The sequence below is a fragment of the Paenibacillus sp. ALJ109b genome (assembly GCF_010747435.1).
Classification (GTDB): domain Bacteria; phylum Bacillota; class Bacilli; order Paenibacillales; family Paenibacillaceae; genus Paenibacillus; species Paenibacillus taichungensis.
This window is the reverse complement of sequence record NZ_JAAIFP010000007.1, coordinates 449,212-474,240: the sequence shown is the minus strand read 5'-3', so window position 1 is coordinate 474,240 and position 25,029 is coordinate 449,212. Positions and strand designations below refer to the sequence as shown.

General features: G+C 45.5%; 19 protein-coding genes. 8 read left to right on the top strand and 11 right to left on the bottom strand.

What is annotated here, in order from left to right:
- Positions 1-489: 489 nt before the first annotated feature.
- Together G3352_RS09745 and gyrA are read right to left on the bottom strand one after the other, a co-directional pair.
- Positions 490-1,608 (bottom strand): HD-GYP domain-containing protein, encoded by a 1,119-nt coding sequence (locus G3352_RS09745; RefSeq protein ID WP_163756011.1) that lies wholly within the window; start codon positions 1,606-1,608, stop codon positions 490-492.
- A 216-nt stretch (positions 1,609-1,824) separates the two neighbouring features.
- Positions 1,825-4,380: a DNA gyrase subunit A gene (gene gyrA, locus G3352_RS09740; RefSeq protein WP_163756009.1), complete on the bottom strand. Its 2,556-nt coding sequence runs from the start codon at positions 4,378-4,380 to the stop codon at positions 1,825-1,827.
- A 425-nt stretch (positions 4,381-4,805) separates the two neighbouring features.
- Here gyrA and G3352_RS09735 point away from each other — a divergent pair, with 425 nt between their 5' ends.
- Positions 4,806-5,732: a YheC/YheD family protein gene (locus G3352_RS09735; RefSeq protein WP_163756007.1), complete on the top strand. Its 927-nt coding sequence runs from the start codon at positions 4,806-4,808 to the stop codon at positions 5,730-5,732.
- 88 nt (positions 5,733-5,820) lie between these two features.
- Here G3352_RS09735 and gyrB read toward each other — a convergent pair whose 3' ends face one another.
- The 9 genes from gyrB to G3352_RS09690 all read right to left on the bottom strand — a co-directional run bounded on the left by gyrB (position 5,821) and on the right by G3352_RS09690 (position 16,940).
- Positions 5,821-7,731, bottom strand: coding sequence for a DNA topoisomerase (ATP-hydrolyzing) subunit B (gyrB, locus tag G3352_RS09730; RefSeq protein ID WP_076287169.1), 1,911 nt, complete (start codon positions 7,729-7,731; stop codon positions 5,821-5,823).
- A gap of 146 nt (positions 7,732-7,877) precedes the next feature.
- Entirely contained in the window at positions 7,878-8,126 is a 249-nt protein-coding gene (gene remB / locus G3352_RS09725) for an extracellular matrix regulator RemB (protein WP_017691405.1), read from the bottom strand.
- Between the two features lie 13 nt (positions 8,127-8,139).
- Positions 8,140-9,252: a DNA replication/repair protein RecF gene (gene recF / locus G3352_RS09720; protein WP_024629510.1), complete on the bottom strand. Its 1,113-nt coding sequence runs from the start codon at positions 9,250-9,252 to the stop codon at positions 8,140-8,142.
- A gap of 57 nt (positions 9,253-9,309) precedes the next feature.
- Positions 9,310-9,525, bottom strand: coding sequence for a S4 domain-containing protein YaaA (yaaA, locus tag G3352_RS09715; RefSeq protein WP_024629511.1), 216 nt, complete (start codon positions 9,523-9,525; stop codon positions 9,310-9,312).
- 16 nt (positions 9,526-9,541) lie between these two features.
- Entirely contained in the window at positions 9,542-10,684 is a 1,143-nt protein-coding gene (dnaN, locus tag G3352_RS09710) for a DNA polymerase III subunit beta (RefSeq protein WP_099857719.1), read from the bottom strand.
- A gap of 220 nt (positions 10,685-10,904) precedes the next feature.
- Positions 10,905-12,251 (bottom strand): chromosomal replication initiator protein DnaA, encoded by a 1,347-nt coding sequence (gene dnaA / locus G3352_RS09705; protein WP_024629513.1) that lies wholly within the window; start codon positions 12,249-12,251, stop codon positions 10,905-10,907.
- Positions 12,252-13,020: 769 nt separating this feature from the next.
- Positions 13,021-14,556, bottom strand: a complete 1,536-nt coding sequence (gene gntK / locus G3352_RS09700) for a gluconokinase (protein ID WP_163756051.1) — start codon at positions 14,554-14,556, stop codon at positions 13,021-13,023.
- A gap of 98 nt (positions 14,557-14,654) precedes the next feature.
- On the bottom strand, positions 14,655-16,016 hold the full coding sequence (locus G3352_RS09695; protein ID WP_090902648.1) for a GntP family permease: 1,362 nt from the start codon (positions 16,014-16,016) through the stop codon (positions 14,655-14,657).
- 249 nt (positions 16,017-16,265) lie between these two features.
- A complete protein-coding gene (locus G3352_RS09690; RefSeq protein ID WP_163756005.1) occupies positions 16,266-16,940 on the bottom strand; it encodes a GntR family transcriptional regulator in 675 nt (224 codons plus the stop codon).
- Positions 16,941-17,723: 783 nt separating this feature from the next.
- On the opposite strand from G3352_RS09690, the gene rpmH reads away from it, so the two are divergent.
- The 7 genes from rpmH (at position 17,724) to rsmG (ending at position 24,614) form a co-directional block, all read left to right on the top strand.
- Positions 17,724-17,858, top strand: a complete 135-nt coding sequence (gene rpmH / locus G3352_RS09685) for a 50S ribosomal protein L34 (RefSeq protein ID WP_024629517.1) — start codon at positions 17,724-17,726, stop codon at positions 17,856-17,858.
- Between the two features lie 316 nt (positions 17,859-18,174).
- Positions 18,175-18,525, top strand: a complete 351-nt coding sequence (rnpA, locus tag G3352_RS09680; RefSeq protein ID WP_024629518.1) for a ribonuclease P protein component — start codon at positions 18,175-18,177, stop codon at positions 18,523-18,525.
- A 74-nt stretch (positions 18,526-18,599) separates the two neighbouring features.
- Positions 18,600-19,484 (top strand): YidC/Oxa1 family membrane protein insertase, encoded by an 885-nt coding sequence (locus G3352_RS09675; protein ID WP_079696980.1) that lies wholly within the window; start codon positions 18,600-18,602, stop codon positions 19,482-19,484.
- Positions 19,481-20,182 carry an RNA-binding cell elongation regulator Jag/EloR gene (gene jag, locus G3352_RS09670; RefSeq protein ID WP_163756003.1) on the top strand — a complete coding sequence of 234 codons (702 nt, stop codon included), beginning with the start codon at positions 19,481-19,483 and terminating at the stop codon, positions 20,180-20,182. Before G3352_RS09675 ends, jag begins: the two co-directional genes overlap by 4 nt.
- A 222-nt stretch (positions 20,183-20,404) precedes the next feature.
- On the top strand, positions 20,405-21,781 hold the full coding sequence (gene mnmE, locus G3352_RS09665) for a tRNA uridine-5-carboxymethylaminomethyl(34) synthesis GTPase MnmE (protein ID WP_076287177.1): 1,377 nt from the start codon (positions 20,405-20,407) through the stop codon (positions 21,779-21,781).
- A gap of 221 nt (positions 21,782-22,002) precedes the next feature.
- Complete coding sequence (mnmG, locus tag G3352_RS09660) at positions 22,003-23,892, top strand: tRNA uridine-5-carboxymethylaminomethyl(34) synthesis enzyme MnmG (RefSeq protein WP_163756001.1); 1,890 nt, start codon at positions 22,003-22,005, stop codon at positions 23,890-23,892.
- Positions 23,892-24,614 carry a 16S rRNA (guanine(527)-N(7))-methyltransferase RsmG gene (rsmG, locus tag G3352_RS09655; protein WP_076287179.1) on the top strand — a complete coding sequence of 241 codons (723 nt, stop codon included), beginning with the start codon at positions 23,892-23,894 and terminating at the stop codon, positions 24,612-24,614. The genes mnmG and rsmG overlap by 1 nt, the downstream gene beginning before the upstream one ends.
- Positions 24,615-25,029 lie beyond the last annotated feature (415 nt).

Here is a 25,029-nt window from a genome sequence, read left to right as displayed (position 1 = left end):
TTGCTTCGAAATCATACCGTCCGAAGACGTGTACCGATTTCTCAGCGTCGATCTTGCAAGCAAGATCGTTACTCACTCGTTGTTCAGTTTTCAAAGATCAAACTTGTTTCATCGCTGTGTGTTGTTCACCTCAGCAACTTTTATATCTTATCACATCCGAACCAACTTTGCAAGCTCTTTTTTTAAGTTTCTTTCGAAGCTTATTTGTTTTGCTTGCCGCACCGTGTTTCTCGTGTTTTCTTGGCCGGAATTAGAATATACCATGTACAGATTTGGAATGCAAGCTTTATTTTGAATAAAGTTATTTCTTTCTACACTCCCTCTAATATGGCTCTCATCTTCGGCTGAACATCTATACATTACACTGTTTAAGGGCGTAAGAATATCTCTCCACCTATACATGCTAATCTCATACTCTACTTTAGGTTTAATAAATAAGCCTTTCCATATTGGAAAGGCCCTGTTCTTATATATGAATTGCAGATTTAGTTACCCAATGACTTCCTGGATATGTAGCTGCCTTTGCTGCATCAGATTGATGATTGTTCCTTCTACCGATACCATCGGTCGTGTAGGATGATCCCGATCTGAGAATATGATCTCACCAATTTGATTATTGCTGAGCTTCACTCGGATACCGTTATGGATCTGTGTAGAACGCTGGACGAATACATTCACGATAGCAGGATCCAATTTGCCAAAAGCCTCACTCTGAATTTGTTCAAGTACCAGGTACGGTGACTGTGCCTTGCGATAGATCTTCTCCAGAGTCATAGCGTGGAAGATATCAGCGATAGCTACAATCTTGGCATAGATATGAATCTGCGTGCCGCTGAGCTGCAGCGGGTAACCCGACCCATCCACTTTTTCATGATGCTGCAATGCTGCAAGTCTAGCTCCCTCATTGATGGCCTTCGCCTGTTTCAGTACCTGGTAGCCATATTTCGTATGCTGTCGGATCTCTGCCTGCTCTGACGCAGTTAATGTAGAGGGTTTATGGAGGATCTGTGGGTCTACTTTGTTATTACCAATATCATGGAACAATCCTGCAAAAGCTACCTGCATCCAGTCTTTGGACGGCAGATCAATCCACTGGGCCAACTGATAAGACGTAATGGCACTCAAGACGGCATGATGATACACATAATCATGTTCCTGCATCACTCGTGGACTGAAGGTAAGCACATTATACTGTTTAAGATGAACAAACATTGCTTCCAGCTGTGTACGCAACTCATATACAGGTAATTCAGCCGCCAAGGAGGATAGGAAAGCATTTTTGGTCAGTCCCACCATCTTTTCATACTCTTCATGCAGAGACGGTACTGCGGGTGCTGAGACTGCACTGCTGCCTTTCCCTGCCCGTTCTCCGTTCTTCTCATTAGCTGCATGGACTGAAGAGGCGGATGAAGCTTTAGAACCTGTACTGCTTGTCCCTGCTCTTTCTTGCTCGATGTCCACTTGATGAATCATAAAGGCTCTGAGTACTTCCACATCTTTAGGCAGAATGACTTTGCCCTTCTGAAACAGAACATTGCCACGAAGCGTTTGTACGTCATTTCCCAGTTTAAGTCCTGGTTTGACTTCAGACAGGGTGATTAATCCCATGTTTATTCCCCTCACTCATCGTTCTTCTATAAGATATCAAGACCATAGTCCCGGTTTTTCACGTTAATTCCCATTATATTACTCAAAAATCAGGCTGTACATCCCAGATTTCGAGGAGAATGGTCCTGGAGCCGTGAAAATAACAAAGGGCCCCCATATGGGAGCCCTCCAATTTCATTGAAATCATGAAATGATTTTCGTTATAGAAAATTGATTCTATGTTTCCGAACCTGAATCATCGCCCTCAACTTCAGCATCGGAAACCGCGCCCTCATCAAGAGTTGACTCTAGACCTTCAGAATCAGCGGCTTCTGCACCTTCAAGCAATTCTTCGTCATCTGGTTCTTCCTCATTCTTATCAATTCGGCTGACTGTAGCTACGGCATCTTCATCACGAATATGAATCAGTTTCACGCCTTGCGTGTATCGACCCATAGTGGATATGCCTTCCATACTCATCCGAATTAACGTACCGCTGGAAGTGATAATCATCAGATCCTCTTCCGTCTTAACCATTTTCAGACTGACTACCGCACCGTTCTTATCTGTGACGTTAATGGTCTTAATCCCTTTACCGCCACGCGTCTGCATCCGATAATCGCTGACAGGCGTACGTTTACCGTAACCTTTGGCTGTAACAATCAGAACATCCAGTTCCTGATCTACAACGTCCATACCGATTACAACATCCTGCTCATCCAGTGTGATCCCTTTAACCCCGGTTGCACTCCGTCCCATGGAACGAACATTTCCTTCCGAGAATCGGATGGACATCCCGTGAGCTGTACCCATAATGATCTCTTGCTGTCCGTCTGTCAGCTTAACATCAATAAGGGCATCATCATCACGCAGGGAAATACCGATCAGACCACCTTTGCGAATATTCGTGTAATCCTCAAGTGGTGTCTTCTTCACAACCCCTTGACGGGTAGCAAAGAACAGATATTTGTCACTTTCGAATTCCTGAACTGGAATCACGGCATTGACCGATTCACCCTGCTCGATCTGAATCAGGTTGATAATCGGCGTTCCTCGTGCTGTACGTCCAAGCTCTGGAATCTCATAGGCTTTGAGACGGTACACTTTACCTTTGTCGGTAAAGAACATGAGGTAATTGTGAGAGTTGGTCACAAACAGATGCTCAACAAAGTCGGTATCTTTGGTGTCCATTCCCACAACCCCACGGCCGCCACGCTTCTGACTGCGGTATGTCGATACCGGCAGACGTTTCACATAGCCTGTATGGGTAATGGTGATGATAACCTCTTCACGCGGAATCAGATCCTCGTCCAGAATGCTCTCTTCACCTACAGTGATTTCGGTACGACGATCATCGCTGAAGCGATCACGGATTTCTTGCAGCTCCGTGCTGATAATTTCGAGCACCAGGTGCTCGTTGGCCAAAATTTCACGATATTCCTTAATTTTGACCATCAGTTCGTTATACTCATTTTCGATGCGCTCACGTTCCAAACCAGTCAAGCGTTGCAAACGCATATCGAGGATAGCTTGAGCCTGATCATGACTGAGTGAGAAACGCTCAATCAGACCTTCTCTGGCTGCATCTGTATTGCTGGATGAACGAATCAACGCAATAATTTCGTCGATATGATCCAGCGCGATACGCAAGCCTTCCAGAATGTGCGCGCGTGCTTCCGCTTTTTTCAGTTCGAACTGTGTACGTCTACGTATAACCTCAATCTGATGCTGCAAGTAGTGATACAACACTTCACGCAGATTCAAAATCTTAGGTTCTTTATTAACAATCGCTAGCATGTTAATCCCAAAGGTAGACTGCATCGCAGTATGCTTGTACAAGTTGTTCAGCACCACACCCGGGTTCACGTCTCTGCGAAGCTCAATCACAATCCGCATACCGTTACGGTCAGACTCATCACGGAGATCCGTAATACCATCAATTTTTTTATCACGTACCAACTCAGCAATTTTCTCAACGAGTCTTGCCTTGTTCACCTGATAAGGAAGTTCCGTAACGATAATCCGTGCTTTGTTGTTGTTTTCTTCGATGTTGGTTTTGGCCCGCATCGTTACTGAACCACGTCCGGTTTGATACGCCTGGCGAATTCCGGAGCGTCCCAAAATATAACCGGAAGTTGGGAAGTCTGGCCCGTGGATATAATCCATCAATTCCATGGAAGTGATGTCTGGATTTTTGATCATAGCCTGTACGCCGTCAATGACCTCTCCCAGGTTATGGGGAGGAATGTTGGTCGCCATACCTACCGCAATCCCGCCGACACCATTGACAAGCAAGTTAGGGAAACGAGCTGGCAGAACGATAGGTTCACTTTCTTCACCGTCATAGTTCGGCTGGAAGTCAATCGTATCCTTGTTGATGTCTCTGAGCATTTCCATAGCAATCTTGGACAACCGGGCTTCCGTATAACGCATGGCTGCTGCCATATCGCCATCCACCGATCCAAAGTTACCATGTCCATCTACGTGCATGTAGCGCAGGGAGAAGTCCTGTGCCATCCGTACCATCGTTTCGTATACGGCAGAGTCACCGTGTGGGTGATACTTACCGATAACTTCGCCGACGATTCTGGCTGATTTTTTATGTGGTTTATCGGGTGTCATGCCTAGCTCGGACATTGCGTACAGAATACGCCGGTGAACCGGCTTCAATCCGTCACGCACGTCAGGTAAGGCACGGCTCACAATAATGCTCATCGCATAATCCATAAACGATTCACGCATCTCGACGCCAATATCCCGATCTTTAATCTGCGAGTTCATTTCTTCCGCCATGCTGGACCTCCTTCTTGTCCTTCAACAAACATTCCATTCAATCATTCAAAATTAATTATATGTGAAGAGCCTAACAAGGCTAAAACCGCACAAGGACGCTACTCTTTATTATATTACTTTCACAAAAGGTAAACAATTAAACGTCCGCTGGGCAATAGCCTTTCTTCCGGGAACTTTAGAGAGTCTGGGGGTTCGCCCTGCCTTCCTCCCCATTTGCACATACAATGCTAGGAAAAGCGGCAATTGTACTGTGTATATTCAGGCTTAGACCGTTCCCGTTCTACGATCAAACTACATCTGTGCAACAAAACCGCACAAAACGCCATATTTCTCTATTATACCACTGAAATCATCTCTTGTCCTTTGATTTCTCCGCGTCTGCCACTCTTATAAACCCCATTAAAACACGAAAGGACTGATGGCTCTTGGGCATCCAGCGTGTCTCCAGCAAATGGACCAAGACAGCTGTGTTACAACGCAGCCGTAATGTGAATGAATATATACCAGTAACACGACAATATACTCGCCAGACCCTGGAACGGATGACTGAATTATTCGAGTCAAACTATATCAAACCGGATCGGGGAACTTACGGCAATGGCGTCATGCGGGTAAAAACCATCCGTATAAAACCACACCCGATTACCGATGCAAACACATCGGAAAACGCCGTTGATCCACTCTCCCCATCCGAAGCTGAAGTCGATGCCGAGACCTCTGCTGAAGTCCCTCTGACCACGTATGAACTTCGATATGGTACAGAGGAAAAACACTTCCATTCCCTCGATGAGCTTGATCTGGCGCTCACTGAACGTATCCAGAATCGCGAATACATCATTCAGCAAGGTATTCCGCTGATGAAACATGATGGATTACCTTTCGACCTGCGGGTACTGACCCAGAAGAATCTAGAACGCAACTGGGAAACGACAGGTATCCTGGGAAGAGTTGCTGCACCGGGCAAGATCATTACCAACATTCATGGCGGCGGACGACTGGCCACCTTTAATGAGTTGGTACGCCCTCATTTTGATCAGGATCGGTTCCAGCAACTACGCAGTGAGCTATATCGTTTAGGCATTCATACGGCGGTACAGCTGCAGAGGTCATTTCCAAGGCTCAAAGAGATTGGTATCGATATCGCACTGGATGAAGATGGACGGCCATGGATTATTGAAGTCAACACATTACCAGGTATCTATGCTTTTGGCCTATTGCCTGATAAGGAAACGTACCGAAAGATCAAGCGTTATGCGAGAGCGTACGGCAGATTACCCTCCAAAAAAGGGAAGACATCTCGTACCTCCGCCAAAGCCCAGGCCTCCACTGCCAAAAGCCGCACACACCGATAACAGGCACTCCAGAGTCCAACCTAAAATCTCTATAGCTTAACCCCATAATGTAAAAGAGGCGCCCTCACAGGCGCCTCTTCGAATATCGTTAGATGTCGAGGTTTTTCACGTATTTTGCATTTTCCTGAATAAAGTCACGACGAGGTTCAACATTATCCCCCATCAAGGTGTCGAACATGGCATCGGCCAGCATCGCATCGCTGATCGATACTTGAAGCATGGTCCGGCTTTCAGGGTCCATCGTCGTTTCCCATAATTGTCCGGCATTCATCTCGCCAAGACCTTTATAACGCTGGATATTGAATTTCGCATTCTCACCGAGAGTTGCGATAATTTCATCACGTTCCTTCTCTGAACCAGCATAACGAATCACTTTATTGCGCTCAATCTTGAACAATGGCGGTTGGGCAATATATACATAACCAGCCTCAATGATTTTGCGCATATAGCGATAAAGGAATGTCAGAAGCAATGTCCGAATGTGGGCGCCATCGACGTCGGCATCCGTCATCAAAATGATTTTGTGATAACGTGCTTTGGCAATATCAAAATCATCACCAATTCCGGTACCCATTGCAGTAATGATTGCTCTGATCTCCGCATTACCCAAAATCCGGTCAAGACGTGCTTTTTCCACGTTCAGAATCTTACCACGCAGTGGCAAAATCGCTTGGAAATGACGATCTCGTCCTTGCTTCGCTGATCCACCGGCAGAGTCACCTTCGACGATGTACAATTCGCTGATTGAAGCATCCTTGGATGAACAGTCGGCCAATTTACCTGGCAAAGAGCTGACTTCGAGTGCACCTTTACGACGCGTCAGTTCACGTGCTTTACGAGCTGCTTCACGTGCACGGGCAGCTTGCAGTCCTTTTTCCAAAATGCGACGGGATACGGAAGGATTCTCTTCCAGGAATTCCTGCAGCTTCTCAGCAAACAGGGATTCCACAATTCCGCGCACCTCACTGTTACCCAGCTTGGTCTTCGTCTGTCCCTCAAATTGCGGTTCAGGGATCTTGACTGAGATGATCGCTGTTAGACCTTCACGTACATCATCCCCGGACAGGTTACCCGTGCTGTCTTTGATTACGCCCGCTTTGCGCGCATAATCATTGATAATCCGGGTAAGGGCACTTTTGAATCCGGATTCGTGCGTTCCACCCTCATGTGTGTTGATGTTGTTGGCAAAAGAGTAAATATTCTCGGTGTAGCTGTCATTGTATTGCAATGCAACTTCAACCTGAATGTTGTCTCTTGATCCTTCTACATAAATCGGGTTTTCGTGCAGCACTTCACGCTTCTGGTTCAGGAAGGAGACATACTCGATAATACCGCCCTCATACAGGAAAGAGTTGGTTACACCTGTACGTTCATCGGTTAAAGTCATACCAATTCCCTTGTTCAGGAACGCGAGCTCACGAATACGAGTCAGCAAAGTTTCATAGTCATAAACTCTTGTTTCCGTGAAAATCTCCGGATCCGGATGAAACGTAACCGTTGTTCCCGTTTCCTCCGTTGTACCGATCGTTTTCAGATCATACTGCGGAGCACCGCGACGGTATTCCTGTTGATACACATGGCCATCAACCTTAACTGTAACAACAACTTTCGCTGATAGAGCATTGACGACAGATACACCTACACCATGAAGACCACCGGACACTTTGTACCCGCCACCGCCAAATTTACCGCCTGCATGCAGAACAGTCATTACAACCTCAAGTGCAGGACGTTTCATTTTGGCATGTTCGCCGACAGGAATCCCCCGCCCGTTATCGACTACAGTGACGCTGTTATCTTCATGAATAGTAACTTCGATATGATCACAATAACCTGCGAGTGCTTCGTCAATACTATTGTCCACTACTTCCCAAACGAGATGATGCAGACCTTTGGCACTGGTGGAACCAATATACATCCCCGGTCGTTTACGTACGGCTTCCAGCCCTTCAAGTACCTGAATTTCATCTGCACCATATGACGGTTGATTCATAGACATGCCTTTCACCTACTTCTATAGATTCAATATCGTAAATATGCGTTAACTAAGAATGCATGCTGAAATGAACATATTCCCTTAATTCCAGTAAGCAATCTAAATAAAGACAAGCAGCAAAAGGTACAATAACTCATACCACCGATAGGCTAGAGATCAGGAAAAATGTGAGCTCGCTTCTTGAGCGTAGCTGAGGAAATAGGCGAGTAGTACACAATGTTTTTGGTCACGACAATGGACTTGGCTTCCTCTTCACCAATATGCTCCACTGTTTTTTCCTGCTCGGCATGCGTGACATACTGCTTGGAAATTTTTGAGGATTTTTCAATCGATATATCAAAAATAGCGACCAATTCGGAAGATCGGATAATCTTCTCACCGCCCAGATGAATGTACATAAGCCCTCACTCCTTAGCGTTCAACCTGTCCGGCATGAACGTGATAAATACTGGCATCTTTGAGTTTGTCAACGTTCAGACTCTCGATGCCGGTAGCCGTAATAAAGGTTTGCACCTTGCTCTGGAACGTTTCGATCAGCTGCGTTTGACGAAAAGGATCCAGTTCAGACAGTACATCGTCTAACAGCAGGACCGGATATTCTCCGATTTCTTCATGAATCAATTCAATTTCCGCAAGTTTAAGGGACAACGCCGTTGTACGCTGCTGCCCCTGCGAGCCATACGTTTGTACTTCCCGATCGTTAATGAAAAAGGACAGGTCATCCCGATGCGGCCCACTAAGGGTTGTGCCTCGGCGAATCTCCTGCTCTTTCATTTGTGATAATTTTATCATAAATTGGTCCATTAAGACAGCTTCATCTTCCTCAGCGGCTTCGCTGAAGGAAGGAAGGTAGGCCAGACGCAGGACTTCTCCGCCTCCGGTGATGCCCTGATGAATCGTTTCAGCCCACTTTTGCAGTTTCTTTATGAATTGTTTCCTTTTTTTGACGATTTTAACACCATGCTCCACCAGTTGTTCATTCCACACCTCAAGCATGGTCTGGGCTGAAGCGTTCTGCCCCCATAATTGCTTGAGCAGATTGTTACGCTGAACGAGCACTTTTTGATATTGCTGCAGATGATACAGGTAACCTGGAGCCACCTGTCCAATCTCCATGTCAAGAAACCGGCGGCGGACCCCCGGTGTGCCTTTGACAATCTCAAGATCTTCCGGTGCAAACATCACCACATTAAGCGCTCCGACAAAATCACTCAGCTTGCGCTGTTCCAGCCCGTTGATCTTTGCTTTTTTGCCTTGTTGCGACAAAGATAGCTCGAGCTTGACCGATCCGTACTTTTTGTCGACCTCTGCTGCAAGCCTGGCACGTTCTTCACCGAAACGAATCAGTTCCTTGTCACGGGATGTGCGGTGGCTCTTAGTGAGTGCAAGCACAAAGATGGCTTCTGCAAGATTGGTCTTACCTTGGGCATTTTGCCCGATCAAAAGATTTACAGGACCAAACGAATCTAGTCTCAGATGTTCATAATTGCGGAATTGCTGCAGATCTATGCTGTTTACAAACACGCGGTAACCTCCCTTTTATCCCGTCCGTCAGGAGGCAGCAGGATCTAACTGGTCTTCTTATTGTGCGACAACTTCGAACGAACCTTCTCCGTCCACCTCAACGATATCCCCAGGGTATAACTTGCGCCCCCGGCGTTCCTCAGGCTCTTTATTCACACGTACAAGTCCGTCCTGAAGCAGTGCTTTGGCCATACCTCCAGTTGGGATGCAATCGGCCAGTTTCAAAAATTGGTCAAGCTTAATATATTCCGTACGAATCGCTACTTGGTTCACTATGATCTTCCTCTCGTTAGTTGGTCGTCCGGTAAGGCAATATGACGTACAAGCTGTGACTGTCGTCCAGCGGTTTCAGGATGATAGGACTCATGACGCCAGTGAAAGCGATCATCAGCTGCTCACTCTCCACCACTTTCAGCACATCCAGCATATATTTGGAGTTGAACGATATTTTCAGCGGTTCTCCGTTAAAGTCGGCAGGTTCGATCTCTTCTCTTACTTTCCCCAGCTCGGAAGAGCTTGATGAAATTTCGATCGACCCGGAATCCATCGTCTGCATCCGCACAATATTTGTTTTTTCTTCACGCGACAGCAAATAAGCCCGGTCAATAGATTCACTTAATTTTTTTGTATCCAAAACGAGTTCTGTTTTGTACGAAGTCGGAATAATTCTAGAAGTATCCGGATAAGTTCCGTCCAAAATACGCGAATAGAACAGAACACGGTCGATTTTGAACAAAACCTGGTTGTCAGCGACAACGATATCCACAAGTGTATTTTGATCCGGCACAATTTTACTGAGTTCGTTCAGCGTTTTGCCCGAGATCACCACATTGTTGAATCTCACACCTTCTGCATTATCCAGCATTGCTGAACGAGTAGCAAGACGGTGACGGTCAGTTGCCACAAATTTCAGTTCATTGTCACCCAAACTCCAGAGTACACCTGTCAGAATCGGCGTAGTTTCATGAGTGGAAATGGAGAATACGGTTTGTTTGATCATGTTTTTGAGCAAATCTCCTGGAATGGAGACCGTTTGGTTTTCTTCGATGCTTGGCAATACTGGGAATTCTTCCGGATCAAGACCAACCAGTTGAATTTCTGTAGCTCCTGCGGAAATAAAGGTGTTGAAGTTATCTTTGACTTCCATGTGCACTTCCTGCGATGGCAGCTTCTTGATGATCTCCACGAAAAACTTGGCTGGCAAAACTACACTGCCGGGTTGATCTACCTGAACAACACTTTTATCACCATCTTCAAGCGGGATGAAGGATTGAATTGAAATATCGGTGTCGCTTGCTGTCAACGTCACACCTTGATGATTAACGTCGAATTTGATACCGCTCAGAATTGGGATCGTCGTACGGCTCGAGATCGCTTTGGATACTTGCTGTATGGAATCGTTTAAATAGTTTTTCATTATGCTGATTTTCATGGTTTCACTCCTAGCTGATTTTTTGGGTGTTTGGGTGTTGAAAGGTGTTTTTCAAAGGCCGAAGGCTGAGCTTCGAAATCGCTTATTTGGAGATGATATCTTTTAGATCTTTATAGTAATAATAGTAATAGGGGCACTGAATATGTGGATAAGTGGGTATAAACCCATAAGCCCAAGCCTATCCACATGTGTATACGTTGTGCACAGGCTTGGGACTTATTCAGGTTGGATTCTTAATTTTTTCGGTTAAGTTGTTGATAACTTTATAGAGATCCTGATCGACTTTAATCGCCTGGGAGATCTTTTCGTGCGCATGGATGACGGTGGTATGATCTCGCCCTCCAAATGCTTCACCGATTTTGGGCAGAGAAAAGTCTGTAAGTTCACGAGAGAGATACATAGCAATCTGTCTTGGGAACGCAACGGCCTTGGTCCGTTTCCGTGCTTTGAAATCTTCAAGCTTAAGGCTGTAATACTCGCCGACCTTTTGTTGGATGTCGTGAATAGTGATCATTTTTGGACGACTGGAAGGAATAATATCCTTCAGTGCTTCAGCTGCTAGATGAGTGGTTACATCTTGATTAGTCAGCGAAGAATAGGCAACAACCCGAATCAGTGCCCCTTCCAGTTCACGAATATTGGTATCAATCTGGTTGGCGATGTACATCATCGCCTCATTCGGAATATCCAGGTTTTCCGCACGAGCTTTTTTACGCAAAATAGCAATCCGTGTCTCCAGATCTGGAGGCTGGATATCCGTAATTAACCCCCATTCAAAACGGGAACGAAGCCGTTCTTCCAGGGTCGGAATTTCCTTCGGCGGTCTGTCGCTGGAGATGATGATCTGTTTCCGTTCCTCATGCAGCGCATTAAACGTATGGAAAAATTCCTCTTGCGTCGATTCTTTTCCAGCCAAGAACTGAATATCATCAATGAGCAGAATGTCGACACTACGGTATTTGTTACGGAAGCTCTCCCCGCGGTTATCACGGATCGAGTTAATGAATTCGTTCGTGAATTTCTCAGATGACAAATAAACAACTTTGCTGCCCGGATCATGCTCCAGGACGTAATGTCCGATCGCATGCATCAAGTGAGTTTTGCCGAGACCTACCCCTCCATAAAGAAACAGAGGATTGTATGCTTTGGCGGGCGCTTCAGCGACCGCCAGCGATGCGGCGTGGGCAAAACGGTTGCCCGGCCCAATGACAAATGTATCGAATGTATATTTTGGATTCAGCATGCTGAGTACCGCTTCTTCCTGAACAACTGTAGGCGTTGGCGCTGGCAGTTGAGGGTCCGGTTCAGCAGGCTTGTTCTCCTCGATGACAAATTTCACATCGACCTGTTTGCCAAGCAGCTCATATACCGTCGATCCGACCAGTTTGGTGTAACGGCTCTCCAGCCATTCGACGGCAAACGTGGTTGGTGCGGATATGACGATCGAACGATCATTCAGCTTGGTAGCTTTGGTTGCTTTGAACCAAGTGTCAAAGCTGGGTTTGCTGAGCTTGTTTTGTATGATTGATAAAATTTGCTGCCATAAATCAGAAGTATGGCTGTCCACAGACTGTCACTCCTTTTACATGTTCCAAGTGTGGCTTAAGCCATGATGCAGTGTCGAAATACGAGATATATTGTTGAATTTATCCCCAAACCCCCGCAGGTCGAAAACAAAAAAAGAATGAACAACGGAAAATTGTTCACAACTTTATCCACAGGCTGTTGATAATATTATGGGTCAGATCACATATTCACATCCAAAAGTAATACAATCATAGCAAAAGAAGCCCGGCATTTCAATGTATCACGTGATTTTATCCACAAATTCAATAACTTGTGTATAATTTTTAATCACAACACAATATATTGTTTATAAATTGTTTAACTTTCGACAAGATGACCCAAAAACCCAAATTATTTTATACACAGGTTATTCGTCAAATGATGCTGAATTGTGTGTAAAAGTATTCTCTGTTTGTGAATAACCTCTCTGTGGATAACCGTAAAGTGAAAATGGCCGTTTTGGGGATTTACAGGGGAGTGACTCTTCATGCCCGTTTTCCTTTTTCGAAGAGAGGAATTGAGGAAAAGACAAAATCAAAGGCTGAGGAGATCAAGAAGAGGGCCTGTTGGTGCGAAGGACGTTTACTGATTTGTATGAATTGAACGTAGGATTTATTCCTAAAAGAGGTAGGATGGATAAGCGTGCAAACCTTGGAGATGGATGTGTCCCCATTGCAGCAGTTTTGCGTATGCCAAAAAGAGGTTGTTCTTGAAGACCGGAATGGTGGTCTAAGAGAACAACCTCTTTTTGGTGGTTATAAAAGCATGATTTACTCGATATGAGCGGAAAATTTACGTTGGAAATCCGCGATATCTGCATATTCTTCTTCCAATTTTCGCGAAATGCGAATAAAGATGGGGAGCAGCTCCTGGTAGATCGTTGCATGTTCTTTAATAGGGGTATGCTTGTGTGTTGTACCAACCATAGATGAAACGGCATGAAGCGACTTAATTCGCCCTGTAGCATATAGACCGAGCACGACGGCCCCCAGACAGGAACTTTCGAAGCTCTCGGGCACAATGACTTCCTGGTTGAATATATCGGACATCATCTGACGCCAGAGTGGGGAACGAGCGAAACCACCCGTTGCCTGAATGGAGGTAGGTTGTCCGATCTGTTCTTCCATGGCCAGCAGTACCGTATAAAGGTTGAAAATAACCCCTTCCAAAACGGAACGAATCATATGCTCTTTCTGGTGGTGAAGGGTCAAACCAAAGAAGGAACCCCGGGCGTCCGGATTCCATAAAGGGGCGCGTTCCCCTGAAAGGTACGGATGGAATAGAAGTCCTTCCGAACCGGGGCTGACGCGTTCCGCAATCTTAGTGAGTACATCATAGGAATTGATGCCGAGCCGTTTGGCTGTTTCGACTTCCGAGGCAGCGAATTCGTCCCGTACCCAACGGAAAAGCATGCCACCGTTATTCACAGGTCCGCCGATAACCCAAAGATTCTCGGTGAGGGCATAACAGAACGTTCTACCTTTTGGATCGGTAACAGGACGGTCAACGACGGTGCGAATCGCGCCGCTAGTGCCGATCGTTGCTGCAACAACGCCAGGTTCAATGGCGTTTACGCCCAGATTGGACAATACCCCGTCACTTGCACCGATGACGAAGGGAGTAGAGGGGGAGAGAGCCATTTTTTCAGCCCATGTGCGATCCATTCCCTCTATAATATGTGTGGTCGGGACGAGCTGCGATAGATGGTCAGGTGTAATGCCTGCAACCTCAAGTGCTTCTGCATCCCAATCCAGTTGTTCCAGATTGAGCAGGCCGGTACAGGAAGCGATGGAGTGATCCACGACATATTGACCGAACAGACGGAAGAACAAATATTCTTTAATAGAGATAAATTTGGCGGTACGTTGAAAAAGTTCAGGCTCATCATGACGTAGCCACATTAATTTGGTCAGTGGCGACATGGGGTGGATCGGTGTACCTGTTCGCAAATAGATAGAATGCCCGATTCCGTTCTCTTGCAGTTTGGCGGCCCAGACAGCACTCCGGTTGTCAGCCCAAGTGATACAGCGAGTGAGGGGCACACCATCTTGTCCCATCGCAATAACACTGTGCATGGCAGAGCTGCAGGACACGAACATAATTTGTTCCGCAGCTACGCCGCTTTGATCCATCACGCCGCGTACGGAGCGAAGGGCGGCTTGCACAATTTGTTCAGGATCCTGCTCAGCGACATCGGGAGCAGGGGTGTATAAAGGATATTCCTGAGTCGACGTGCTTACAACTTCACCCTGTTCCGTAAAGAGTACGGATTTGGTACTGGTTGTACCGATATCCATACCAATCATATAGTTGTTCACTTTACATAAACCTTCTTTCTTTTGAACCCATAAAATAAAACTCTAATGGTGTGGATTTATTTTCTTCTTCTATATAGGTAGTCAATTTATACGACTGTACTCAGCAGCAAAATAAAGATCAGTCCAACAACAGATAATAGTGTTTCCATAACGGTCCACGTCTTCAGCGTCTGAGAGACACTCATGTTGAAGAATTCTTTGATCATCCAGAAGCCTGCGTCGTTCACATGAGATAGTACAAGTGAACCTGCACCGGTAGCGAGTACGACAAGTTCAATATTGGCACCAGGCGTTAGTGCAAGGACCGGAGCTACAATACCAGCTGCTGTCGTCATGGCCACAGTTGCAGAACCGGTAGCAACCCGAATGAGTGCGGCTACAAGCCAGGCGAACAGGATCACATTAATATTGGCATGTGTGGCGACCTCAGCAATGGCATTACCTACACCACTATTGATCAACACCTGTTTGAACGCACCGCCACCGCCAATGATGAGAATGATGGTCGCCGTAGGCGCCAGACATTCACTGGTGAAGCGGGAGATGTCATGTTTGTTGAACCCGCGTGAGAAACCGAGCGAAAAGAGGGCGAACACGACGGAGATCAGCAGGGCTATGATTTCATGGCCAATAAATTCACAGAAAACGGTAAATCCGCTTGTAGCGTCTGGGTCTACGATATTGGCGATGGAGCCAATAAGCATCAAAATGACCGGCAGCAAGATGGTAAACAGGGTTATGCCGAAACCGGGCAAGTTGTTACTTTTTTTCGTAGCGAATTGTTCAGCCAGCTCTGCAGGCGGTTCGGTATGTATTCTTTTACCGATAAATTTACCAAACAGAGGTCCAGCGATAATAGCAGTCGGGATACCTACAATAAGGGAGTACAAGATCGTTTTACCCAAATCGGCGCTGAACGCTTCGATGGCAATCATGGGAGCCGGGTGAGGTGGAACGAGACCATGTACAGTAGAGAGACCTGCCAAAATCGGAATACCGATCTGCAGCAGCGACATATTGGTTTTGCGTGCAACGGTGAAAATGATCGGAATCAGCAGAATGACGCCGACTTCGAAGAATACAGGAATACCGACGATAAAACCAACAATCATCATCGCCCAGTGCACACGTTTTACACCGAAACGATCCACCAGTGTGGTAGCAATACGCTCGGCTCCACCAGATTCAGCCATCATCTTACCAAGCATGGTCCCCAGACCGATAACGATGGCGATTGTTCCAAGTGTTCCACCAAGTCCTCCCGTAATGGAGGAAATGACATCCGCAGGCTTCATACCTGTAAGCAAACCAAGCATTAGTGCGGATATCAAAAGGGTAATGAAAGGATTCCATTTATATTTGGAGATCAACACGATCAGGAAGACAATCGCAATTAATGTCCAAACCAATAATGTTGCATTATGGGATAACCCAAAAAGAGTGCTCATGAGGTATGCTCCTTTTTTTTTTGATATATAACGCTTACAACAGATCCATGATCTGGTGAGGGAAGACACATAACGACTCGTGTAGTACGGGTAGCTTAAATCCCTCTTAATGTGCCCCAAAAAATTGAAACAAATCGCATTTTGTATACTTGTCGACAAGTTGGAGCGCAATCATTCACAACGGATATGATTGCGAACTCTCTGCACAGATATTCCATGAAGTGACGAATGGAATTTCATTACAAGTCATTAAGAATCAAAGCTTTCGTGCAGCGTCTTGCCTGAATCCTGAAAATACGTGCGAACTCCAGCTTGAATGCGTGTTTTATCACCCGATTCAAGAGCCTCAATCAGCAAACGATGTTTGCCAATTACAGCGCTTACTTTCTGCTCGCCTTGAACAAAGACCCTACGGGTGGTAAGCAGCATAACCGTCATGACAACATAACGAATGCTTTTCCATAGATGTAAAATACGGGAATGCTGGGCAGCTTCAATAATAGTCTCGTGAAAAACGAGATCCTGATATGCAAATTCAACCGCATCTTGGTGGCGTCCAGCCAAGTCCATCTTGTCTATCACATTACGTAGCTGGGTAATTAATTGATCTGGCACATCCCCCGCAAGCCGCTGCTGCACAAAACTTTCAATCAGGAAACGTACATCGTACAATTCCTCGACATCTTTAATTTTCAATCCAATGACAACGACACCCATACGCTCCAGCCGAATGAGCCCTTCATTCGACAATGTTCTTAACGCTTCACGTACAGGTGAGCGACTGCTGTCAAAATCAGCGGCAATCCGATTTTCTGACAAAATTTCGCCAGGACGAAGGCTTCCGCTAATGATCCGCAGTCTTAGTTCGCAGGCAATGGCTTCCCCGCGGGAAGCTCCCTGAAGCCAGGATGAAGGAAACAGCATAATGGCTAACGCTCCTATTATAAGTAATCAGTTCAATACTGATCATAGCACAACTATTTTGCAGATTGAGCGATTTACATCAATCCTTATGATGAGAATAAGTGGTTCTATGCTCTGTGCGCCTGATGAATTTAGGAACGTCATACTGCTTCAAATGGATTTATCAAAGAGCTAGAGGAATAATTGTCTTCCTTTAAATGAGTCAGGATCTATGCTGCACTTCCCATAAGTATACTTGTATACAAGATGTGATTTTTTTATCCTACACCTTTCTCGAAAACTTGTAAACCATAAGAATAAAGCGGATACATTAAATTTAAAGTATATCAATTCAAAAGCCAAAATATATTGCTCATCTAATGGATAGCTACACCATTGAAGTTCTTCAGAAACGTATGAATATTAACCGAAAGCGGAGCCAGTGAAACAGTCTATCATCGATAAATATTCTTTATCCACATGTGAATAACTTGAAATGATATTAAAAAATAAGATTAAGGGGTTTGAGGGGTGTGGATAACCGTAAAAGTTGATTTTTGGTGAATGAATCGGGACTTGGGGATAACTTTTGGAGCTTCTGATTGATACTTTATGAAGGGTATAAACAGGAGAACGCATCAATGGTCGTTTAGGTGGGGTGGATTAGACATAAAAAGGAGAAAGGAGGAAAGTGGCTCCCAGTTGACTTTTCCAGGTGTTCGTGGTTAAATGTATAAAGGTGTTTTCTGTGAAGATGAAAGTGATTCATCACATAAGTATTTCCTTGTGAGGAGGTGCAATACATTGAGACCTACATTCAAACCGAACGTTAGCAAACGTAAAAAAGTTCATGGTTTCCGGAAAAGAATGAGCACGAGCAACGGACGTAAAGTTCTGGCTGCACGTCGCCTTAAAGGCCGTAAAGTCCTGAGTGCTTAAATGCATGTGAAGACCACCGAGGTGGTCTTTTTTTTCTTAAATAGGTCATTTCAGACTGGATGCTGGTAAAGGTCAGGTCTGAATTGGCTGCGCAAAAGCATAAGTACACATTTATGTTCAATGAATGAGATGTCCGTTTTTTCGAAAACGTTCCTTATATAAGGATGAATGTTTGCTCAGTTGAAATGACTGATCAACAATCATCCCAAATGAAGTTGCCGCCAAGACGGTTTATCGTTATTCAAGAAAGCCTATACTAAATCAGTAATTAGGCATTCGTCAATAATGTTGGTGGAAAACAGCAAGGAGAAGCGCCGTGTATAAAAGACTGCGTTTACGAAACCGGGCGGACTTTAGCCGCGTATACCGGTATGGGAAATCATTTGCCAATCATCAGTTTGTGGTGTATGGCTGTCGTCGTAAAGATACAGAACAATTCCGAGTGGGTGTATCCTGCAGCAAGAAAATCGGAAACGCTGTCGTACGCAACCGGATGAGACGCATGATTAAGGAAATTGTACGTCATCATGAGAAAGAGATTGTCACGCAGATGGATCTGATCTTTATCGTCAGAAAAGGTGCTTTGGACATGTCCTATAAGGATATGGAAAAAAGCCTGCTGCATGCGATGCGCAAGGGCTCTCTTTTGAAGTCGGGCAAGCGGTAAGCTTCGGTTTATTTGTCCTCCTAATTATGGTATGATTTACGGTGGAATGGAATGGTTAAGAGAGGGGTTATGAAGTGTCGCGATTGAAGACATCAAAGGGGAAGTGGATTCTCCTCATTGCAGTCATTGCAATGGTCACTGTACTCGCCGGATGTACTCCACAAGGGGCCGGGGTTACTACGGAAGATCTGAGGAATAGTGATTCTTTTTGGCAAGCCAATGTTATTTATTGGTTCTCACTGGCGCTCGATACATTTGCCAACTGGTTTAACGGTGAATATGGACTGGCCGTCCTTGTGATGGTGTTAATTGTACGGACGTTAATCTTGCCGCTGACAATGAAGCAAGTTCGCAGCTCCAAGGCGATGCAAGCTATTCAGCCGCAGTTGAAAGAAATTCAAGCCAAGTATAAAGATACACCTGAGAAAGTTCAGCAAGAAACAATGAAGTTGTTTCAGGAGAACAAAGTTAATCCGATGGCCGGTTGTCTGCCACTTATCATTCAGATGCCGATTTACATCGCACTTTATAACTCAATTTACGGAAACTCCAGTCTGAGAACACATGATTTCTTGTGGCTACAACTCGGATCACCCGATCACCTGTTTATTTTGCCAGTGCTGGCAGCCATCACAACATTTGTCCAAACGTGGATGATGATGCGTATGAATCCTGCACAGCAAGTCGGACCGATGCAGTTTATGCTGTGGGTGTATCCGATATTGATCTTTGTTATGTCTTATCAGTTCCCGGCTGCATTGCCGCTTTACTGGTTCTACAGTAACATCTACACGATCGTGCAAAACTATTTCCTTTACCGGAATAATGATAAAATCGTGGCTGAGGTCAACGTGAAGCAGAACAGCTCTTCCAAAAATGGAAATGGAGCTAAACGCAAAAACGGTGGCAAGGCAACTGTCTCTGGAAAAGGTTCGAAAGGGGCCAAAAAATCGAAATGACCAAAGTCATTGCGTCAGGAAAAACCGTTGAAGATGCTGTAAACCAAGGATTGGCTGAGCTTGGCGTGAGCCGGGACAAGGTCGAGATACAAGTGTTAGAGCAGCCGTCAAAAGGATTCCTGGGTTTGATCGGGGTTAAGGCCGCTAAAGTGGAAGTGAAACTTCTGCCTGTGCAAGAAACTGTTTCACAGCCGATCAAGCCGGCTGCACATATACCTCAGGTTGAAGCAACACTTGAGGGTGTGGCTGCTAAAAATCCCTATGAGGAAGCGGCTGCTTTCTTAAAAGAAGTGGCAGCAGGTATGGGACTGGATGTTGAAGTGCATATCAAAAAACAGCGTGATGGACATATCTTCAATATTGCCGGTGAAGACCTAGGCATGATTATTGGTAGACGTGGTCAGACGCTGGATGCCCTTCAATATTTAACGAACATTGTAGCAAATCGTTATTCGGAAAGCTTCGTTCGCATCGTACTTGATGCAGAGAATTTCCGTCAACGTCGACGCAAGACGTTGGAGGATCTGGCTGAACGTTTGGCTGGACAGGCTATTCGCACTGGTAAGGAAGTTGTGCTGGAGCCAATGCCGCCACTCGAACGCAAAGTCATTCATGCGAAATTGCAAAATCACTCGCAGATTAAGACATACAGCAAGGGCGAGGAGCCCAATCGACGCGTGGTCATTACGACGAAATAACACGAAATTGAAGACGCAATGGCTTCCTGCCCGGTGCAGAAGCCATTGCTTTTTTCGTACAGAAGTACTTTTCAAAAACGGAAGAGCGACTACAAAAATGCTATATCAAGATATGAATGATGCGGTAAGAAGTTTTGTGTAACTAAACAACTGAACTATATATAGAAATTAATATAGCGTCCCGAGGGGCGCAATTTTAAAATAGAGCAAGGAGAGATAACGATGATTAGTGATACGATTACAGCGATATCAACAGCGGTCGGAGAAGCGGGTATCGCTGTAATCCGGGTGAGCGGCCCGGATGCGGTGTCGGAGACGGAGAAGATTTTTCGCAGCAAAACCCCACTAACGCAGGCAGCATCCCACACGGTTCATTACGGTCATATTGTAGATCCGGGGACTGGCGAGAAGATTGAGGAAGTATTGGTTACAGTGATGCGTGCGCCACGTTCCTTCACAACAGAGGATGTCGTGGAGATTAGCGCCCATGGCGGAGTGGTGTCGGTTAAGCGAGTAATGGATCTGTTGTTGCAGCTCGATATTCGTCTCGCTGAACCCGGCGAGTTCACAAAGCGTGCCTTTCTCAATGGACGAATTGATCTGTCCCAGGCGGAAGGGGTCATGGATCTCATTCGTTCCAAATCTGATCGGGCGTTCTCCGTTGCACTCAAGCAAGTGGAGGGCAAATTATCGTCCAAGCTGCGTGATCTCAGATACACGTTGGTGGAGACTCTTGCTCACATCGAAGTGAATATCGATTACCCTGAGCATGATGTAGAGTCACTAACCTCTGAATTTATTAAAGAAAAATCCAGTCAAGTGATGACGGAAATTGATAAATTGCTGGTAACAGCAGAGCAGGGAAAGATACTGCGTGAAGGAATCACTACAGCAATCGTAGGGCGGCCAAACGTAGGGAAATCTTCATTACTCAATACGTTGGCCCAGGATAACCGCGCAATTGTAACGGACATTCCGGGTACAACGCGTGACGTCATTGAGGAATTTGTTACGATTAACAACATACCGCTCAAGCTGCTCGATACAGCAGGTATCCGGGAAACGATGGATGTCGTGGAAAGAATCGGGGTGGAGCGTTCGCGCTCTGCTGTCAATGAGGCTGATCTGTTATTGATGGTTATCAATGCTGCCGAGCCGCTGCATGAGGACGAGATTGAATTATTGGAACAAATCCGCGGTAGACAATCAATTATTATTATGAATAAAATGGACTTAGCGCCGCAGGCGGACCGCGAAGTGCTGCTTCGTTACATCCCTGAGGAACGGCTTGTTCCGATGTCGGTGAAAGATGATCTGGGCGTGGACCGTTTGGAAGATGCCATCTCGACGTTGTTCTTCAGTGGCAAGCTGGAGTCGGCCGACCTGACGTATGTCAGCAATGTGCGTCATATTGCTTTACTCAAAAAAGCGAAACAGTCGCTCATTGATGCCTATGAAGCGGCAGAGCAGCTGATTCCTATTGATATGATCCAGATTGATGTTCGTCTGGCATGGGAGCAGCTGGGTGAGATCGTGGGCGATACAGCACATGATGCGTTGATTGATCAAATTTTCTCTCAATTCTGCCTCGGAAAATAACACCTGACAAACATACCGGCTCTGAAAAGTAGTATGATAATAAAGTCCATCTGTGGGTGGTCAAAGAATCCGCGAATATGTCTGAAGTACCTATAGACTTGATGGCTTAATATAGATCGAAATGCATTCCGTGGAGTGCGGAGCGTGTTTCGTCATTTTTACAAAAAATTGATCGTTTGCATGAATTTAGGCGTGCGGCGGCAAAAAGGAGGTAAACTGGAATGGCTTTTGATGGCGGAAGTTATGATGTAATCGTCGTTGGGGCAGGACATGCTGGTGTGGAATCGGCATTGGCTGCAGCCCGTATGGGATCGAAAACACTGATGATTACCATCAATCTGGATATGGTGGCCTTCATGCCTTGTAACCCATCTATTGGGGGACCGGCAAAAGGACATGTAGTACGTGAGATTGATGCACTTGGTGGAGAAATGGGACGGAACATCGATAAGACCTTTATTCAGATGCGAATGCTTAACACAGGTAAAGGACCTGCTGTGCATGCACTTCGTGCTCAGGCGGATAAATTCTCTTACCAGCATACGATGAAAGAAACGATGGAGAATGAACGCAACCTGACGATGCGTCAGGGCATGGTTGATCGCCTGATCGTTGAAGACGGACAGTGCGTAGGTGTGGTTACTCAGACGGGTACCGAGTATCGGGCCAAAGCCGTTGTTTTGACAACAGGTACGTATCTGCGCGGTAAAGTAATTATGGGTGAGTTGATGTACGAGAGTGGTCCAAATAATCAACAGCCTTCCCTTAAGTTATCCGAACATCTGCGTGAGCTTGGTTTCGACCTGGTTCGTTTTAAAACAGGTACACCACCGCGCGTGCATAAGGATACGATTGATTTTAGCAAAACGGAAATTCAGCCAGGTGATGACAAGCCGAAGTTCTTTTCTTATGAAACGGAATCTTCCGATAATGAGCAGCTGCCTTGCTGGTTGACGTATACGTCTGTGGAGACACACCAGATTATTAATGATAACCTCCACCGTGCTCCAATGTTCTCAGGAGTTATTGAAGGTACCGGACCGCGTTATTGCCCATCGATCGAGGATAAAATTGTGCGTTTCAGCGACAAGCCGAAGCATCAGATTTTCCTGGAGCCAGAAGGCAAAAACACATCGGAATACTATGTACAAGGTCTGTCTACAAGTCTGCCAGAGGATGTTCAATTGGCGGTCCTTCGTTCCATCCCGGGTATGGAAAAAGTAGAAATGATGCGTAATGGCTACGCTATTGAATATGATGCAATGGTGCCTACACAGTTGTGGCCTTCACTGGAAACGAAACGTCTGCCAGGTCTGTTCACAGCAGGGCAGATTAATGGTACCTCCGGGTACGAAGAAGCGGCAGGACAAGGCGTAATGGCAGGCATCAATGCTGCACGTAAAGTACAGGAAAAAGAGCCTGTCGTACTTGATCGCTCCCAAGGGTACATTGGTGTTCTGATTGACGATCTCGTTACCAAAGGTACGAATGAACCTTATCGTCTGCTGACTTCTCGTGCAGAATACCGTTTATTGCTTCGTCATGATAATGCCGATATGCGTTTGACGGAAATTGGTCATGATATTGGTTTGATTCCTGATGAGCGTTACGCTAAATTCCTGGACAAAAAGGCAAAAGTAGAACAGGAAGTGAATCGTCTGAAGGCAGCCAAAGTTCGCCCTGTCGAAGTGAATCCGAAGCTGGAAGAGATTGGTTCTACACCGATTCAGGATGGCAGCACACTTCTGACATTGATGCGCCGCCCAGAGATCGGGTATGACTGGATTGAGCAGATCTCACCTTCCGAGGTGGAACTGACCGCTGATATGAAAGAGCAAGTGGAAATTCAAATCAAATATGCGGGTTATATTGAGAAACAATTGATCCACGTGGAACGTTTGCAAAAAATGGAGAAAAAGAAAATTCCGGACACGATTATATATGACGAAATTCATGGCCTTGCTATGGAAGCAAAGCAGAAGCTCGCTACGATTCGTCCAATCTCGATAGGACAGGCGTCCCGTATAGCTGGGGTTACTCCTGCGGATATCTCCATTCTGCTGGTTTACCTGGAGCATTATAACCGTGTAACCGCAGCAAGGGGACAATAATGGACGATATTCAACAGCAGCTACAACGGCGCCTGAAGAAACATGGGCTGGAGCTGGATGAACGCCAGTTGGAGCAATTCGAGTTATATTTTCAGGAGCTGGTAGCTTGGAATGAAAAGATGAATCTAACCGGGATTACTGAACGTGAACAAGTATATACAAAGCATTTCTATGATTCGGTATCGCTGGCATTTTATACAGATATGTCGAAGGTAAACAAACTTGCAGACATTGGTTCAGGGGCCGGGTTCCCAGGCCTACCGCTTAAAATTTGTTTTCCGCATATCAAGCTGACGATCATTGACTCGCTAAATAAACGTATTGGCTTTTTGCAGCATGTTGTAGATACGCTCGGCTTGACCGATGTAGAATTGATTCATGGTCGTGCCGAGGAACTTGGACGCAAAGAAGGATATCGTGACAGCTACGACCTTGTTACTGCGCGTGCAGTTGCTAAGCTAGCGGTGCTTAATGAGTTCTGTCTGCCTTTTGTTCGCAAAAGTGGATTATTCGCTGCAATGAAGGGCGGAGACCCGCGCGAAGAAATGAAGGAGGCTGAATTCAGCTTTAACCAGCTGAAAGGACGGGTAAAAGCAGTTCATCCGTTCCAGCTACCTGTTGAAGAGTCGGCACGGCATATCATTCTGATTCAGAAGTTTGATAAGACACCTTTTAAATATCCACGTAAACCAGGAACACCATTAAAAACACCTTTGGTATAGTTCTTGGCACAACATCGTATGTATTAAAAGGTAAGATGATCATTTTTCGTTTATTTAATGGAGAACTTTGAATAAGAGTAAAGAGGATGTTTCACGTGAAACATCCTCTTTTTGTTTTTTGATTTTTTATCTAGGTATAGAGAGCATCTACATTACAATTACATAAAGTAGAGAAAAACGGAATCGGAAATTTAATTTATTTAGCATAGAAGTTTTTCTTGATGGAAAATCATTTTTCTTGTTACAGCTATTCTTGAATGAAGGTCATTGACCTATGGATAGAGAAAGAGCATCGGCAATAGTAGTAGCTATAGAATAGAAAGACACATAAGAAAGGGTTTATTCTGCCACTGAGGCTATCTTATGAAAATTCATTTTTACATGGTATTAAACGAGCACACAGCGTAGCTACTAG

Excerpts from the sequence above, each read along its gene's own strand:
- G3352_RS09745 (WP_163756011.1), bottom strand. The coding sequence starts at position 1,608 with ATGGGATTAATCACCCTGTCTGAAGTCAAACCAGGACTTAAACTGGGA.
- gyrA (WP_163756009.1), bottom strand. The coding sequence starts at position 4,380 with ATGGCGGAAGAAATGAACTCGCAGATTAAAGATCGGGATATTGGCGTC.
- gyrB (WP_076287169.1), bottom strand. The coding sequence starts at position 7,731 with ATGTCTATGAATCAACCGTCATATGGTGCAGATGAAATTCAGGTACTT.
- remB (WP_017691405.1), bottom strand. The coding sequence starts at position 8,126 with ATGTACATTCATCTGGGCGGTGAGAAGATTATCCGATCTTCCGAATTG.
- dnaN (WP_099857719.1), bottom strand. The coding sequence starts at position 10,684 with ATGAAAATCAGCATAATGAAAAACTATTTAAACGATTCCATACAGCAA.
- gntK (WP_163756051.1), bottom strand. The coding sequence starts at position 14,556 with ATGATTGGTATGGATATCGGTACAACCAGTACCAAATCCGTACTCTTT.
- G3352_RS09695 (WP_090902648.1), bottom strand. The coding sequence starts at position 16,016 with ATGAGCACTCTTTTTGGGTTATCCCATAATGCAACATTATTGGTTTGG.
- G3352_RS09690 (WP_163756005.1), bottom strand. The coding sequence starts at position 16,940 with ATGCTGTTTCCTTCATCCTGGCTTCAGGGAGCTTCCCGCGGGGAAGCC.
- jag (WP_163756003.1), top strand. The coding sequence starts at position 19,481 with ATGACCAAAGTCATTGCGTCAGGAAAAACCGTTGAAGATGCTGTAAAC.
- mnmE (WP_076287177.1), top strand. The coding sequence starts at position 20,405 with ATGATTAGTGATACGATTACAGCGATATCAACAGCGGTCGGAGAAGCG.
- mnmG (WP_163756001.1), top strand. The coding sequence starts at position 22,003 with ATGGCTTTTGATGGCGGAAGTTATGATGTAATCGTCGTTGGGGCAGGA.
- rsmG (WP_076287179.1), top strand. The coding sequence starts at position 23,892 with ATGGACGATATTCAACAGCAGCTACAACGGCGCCTGAAGAAACATGGG.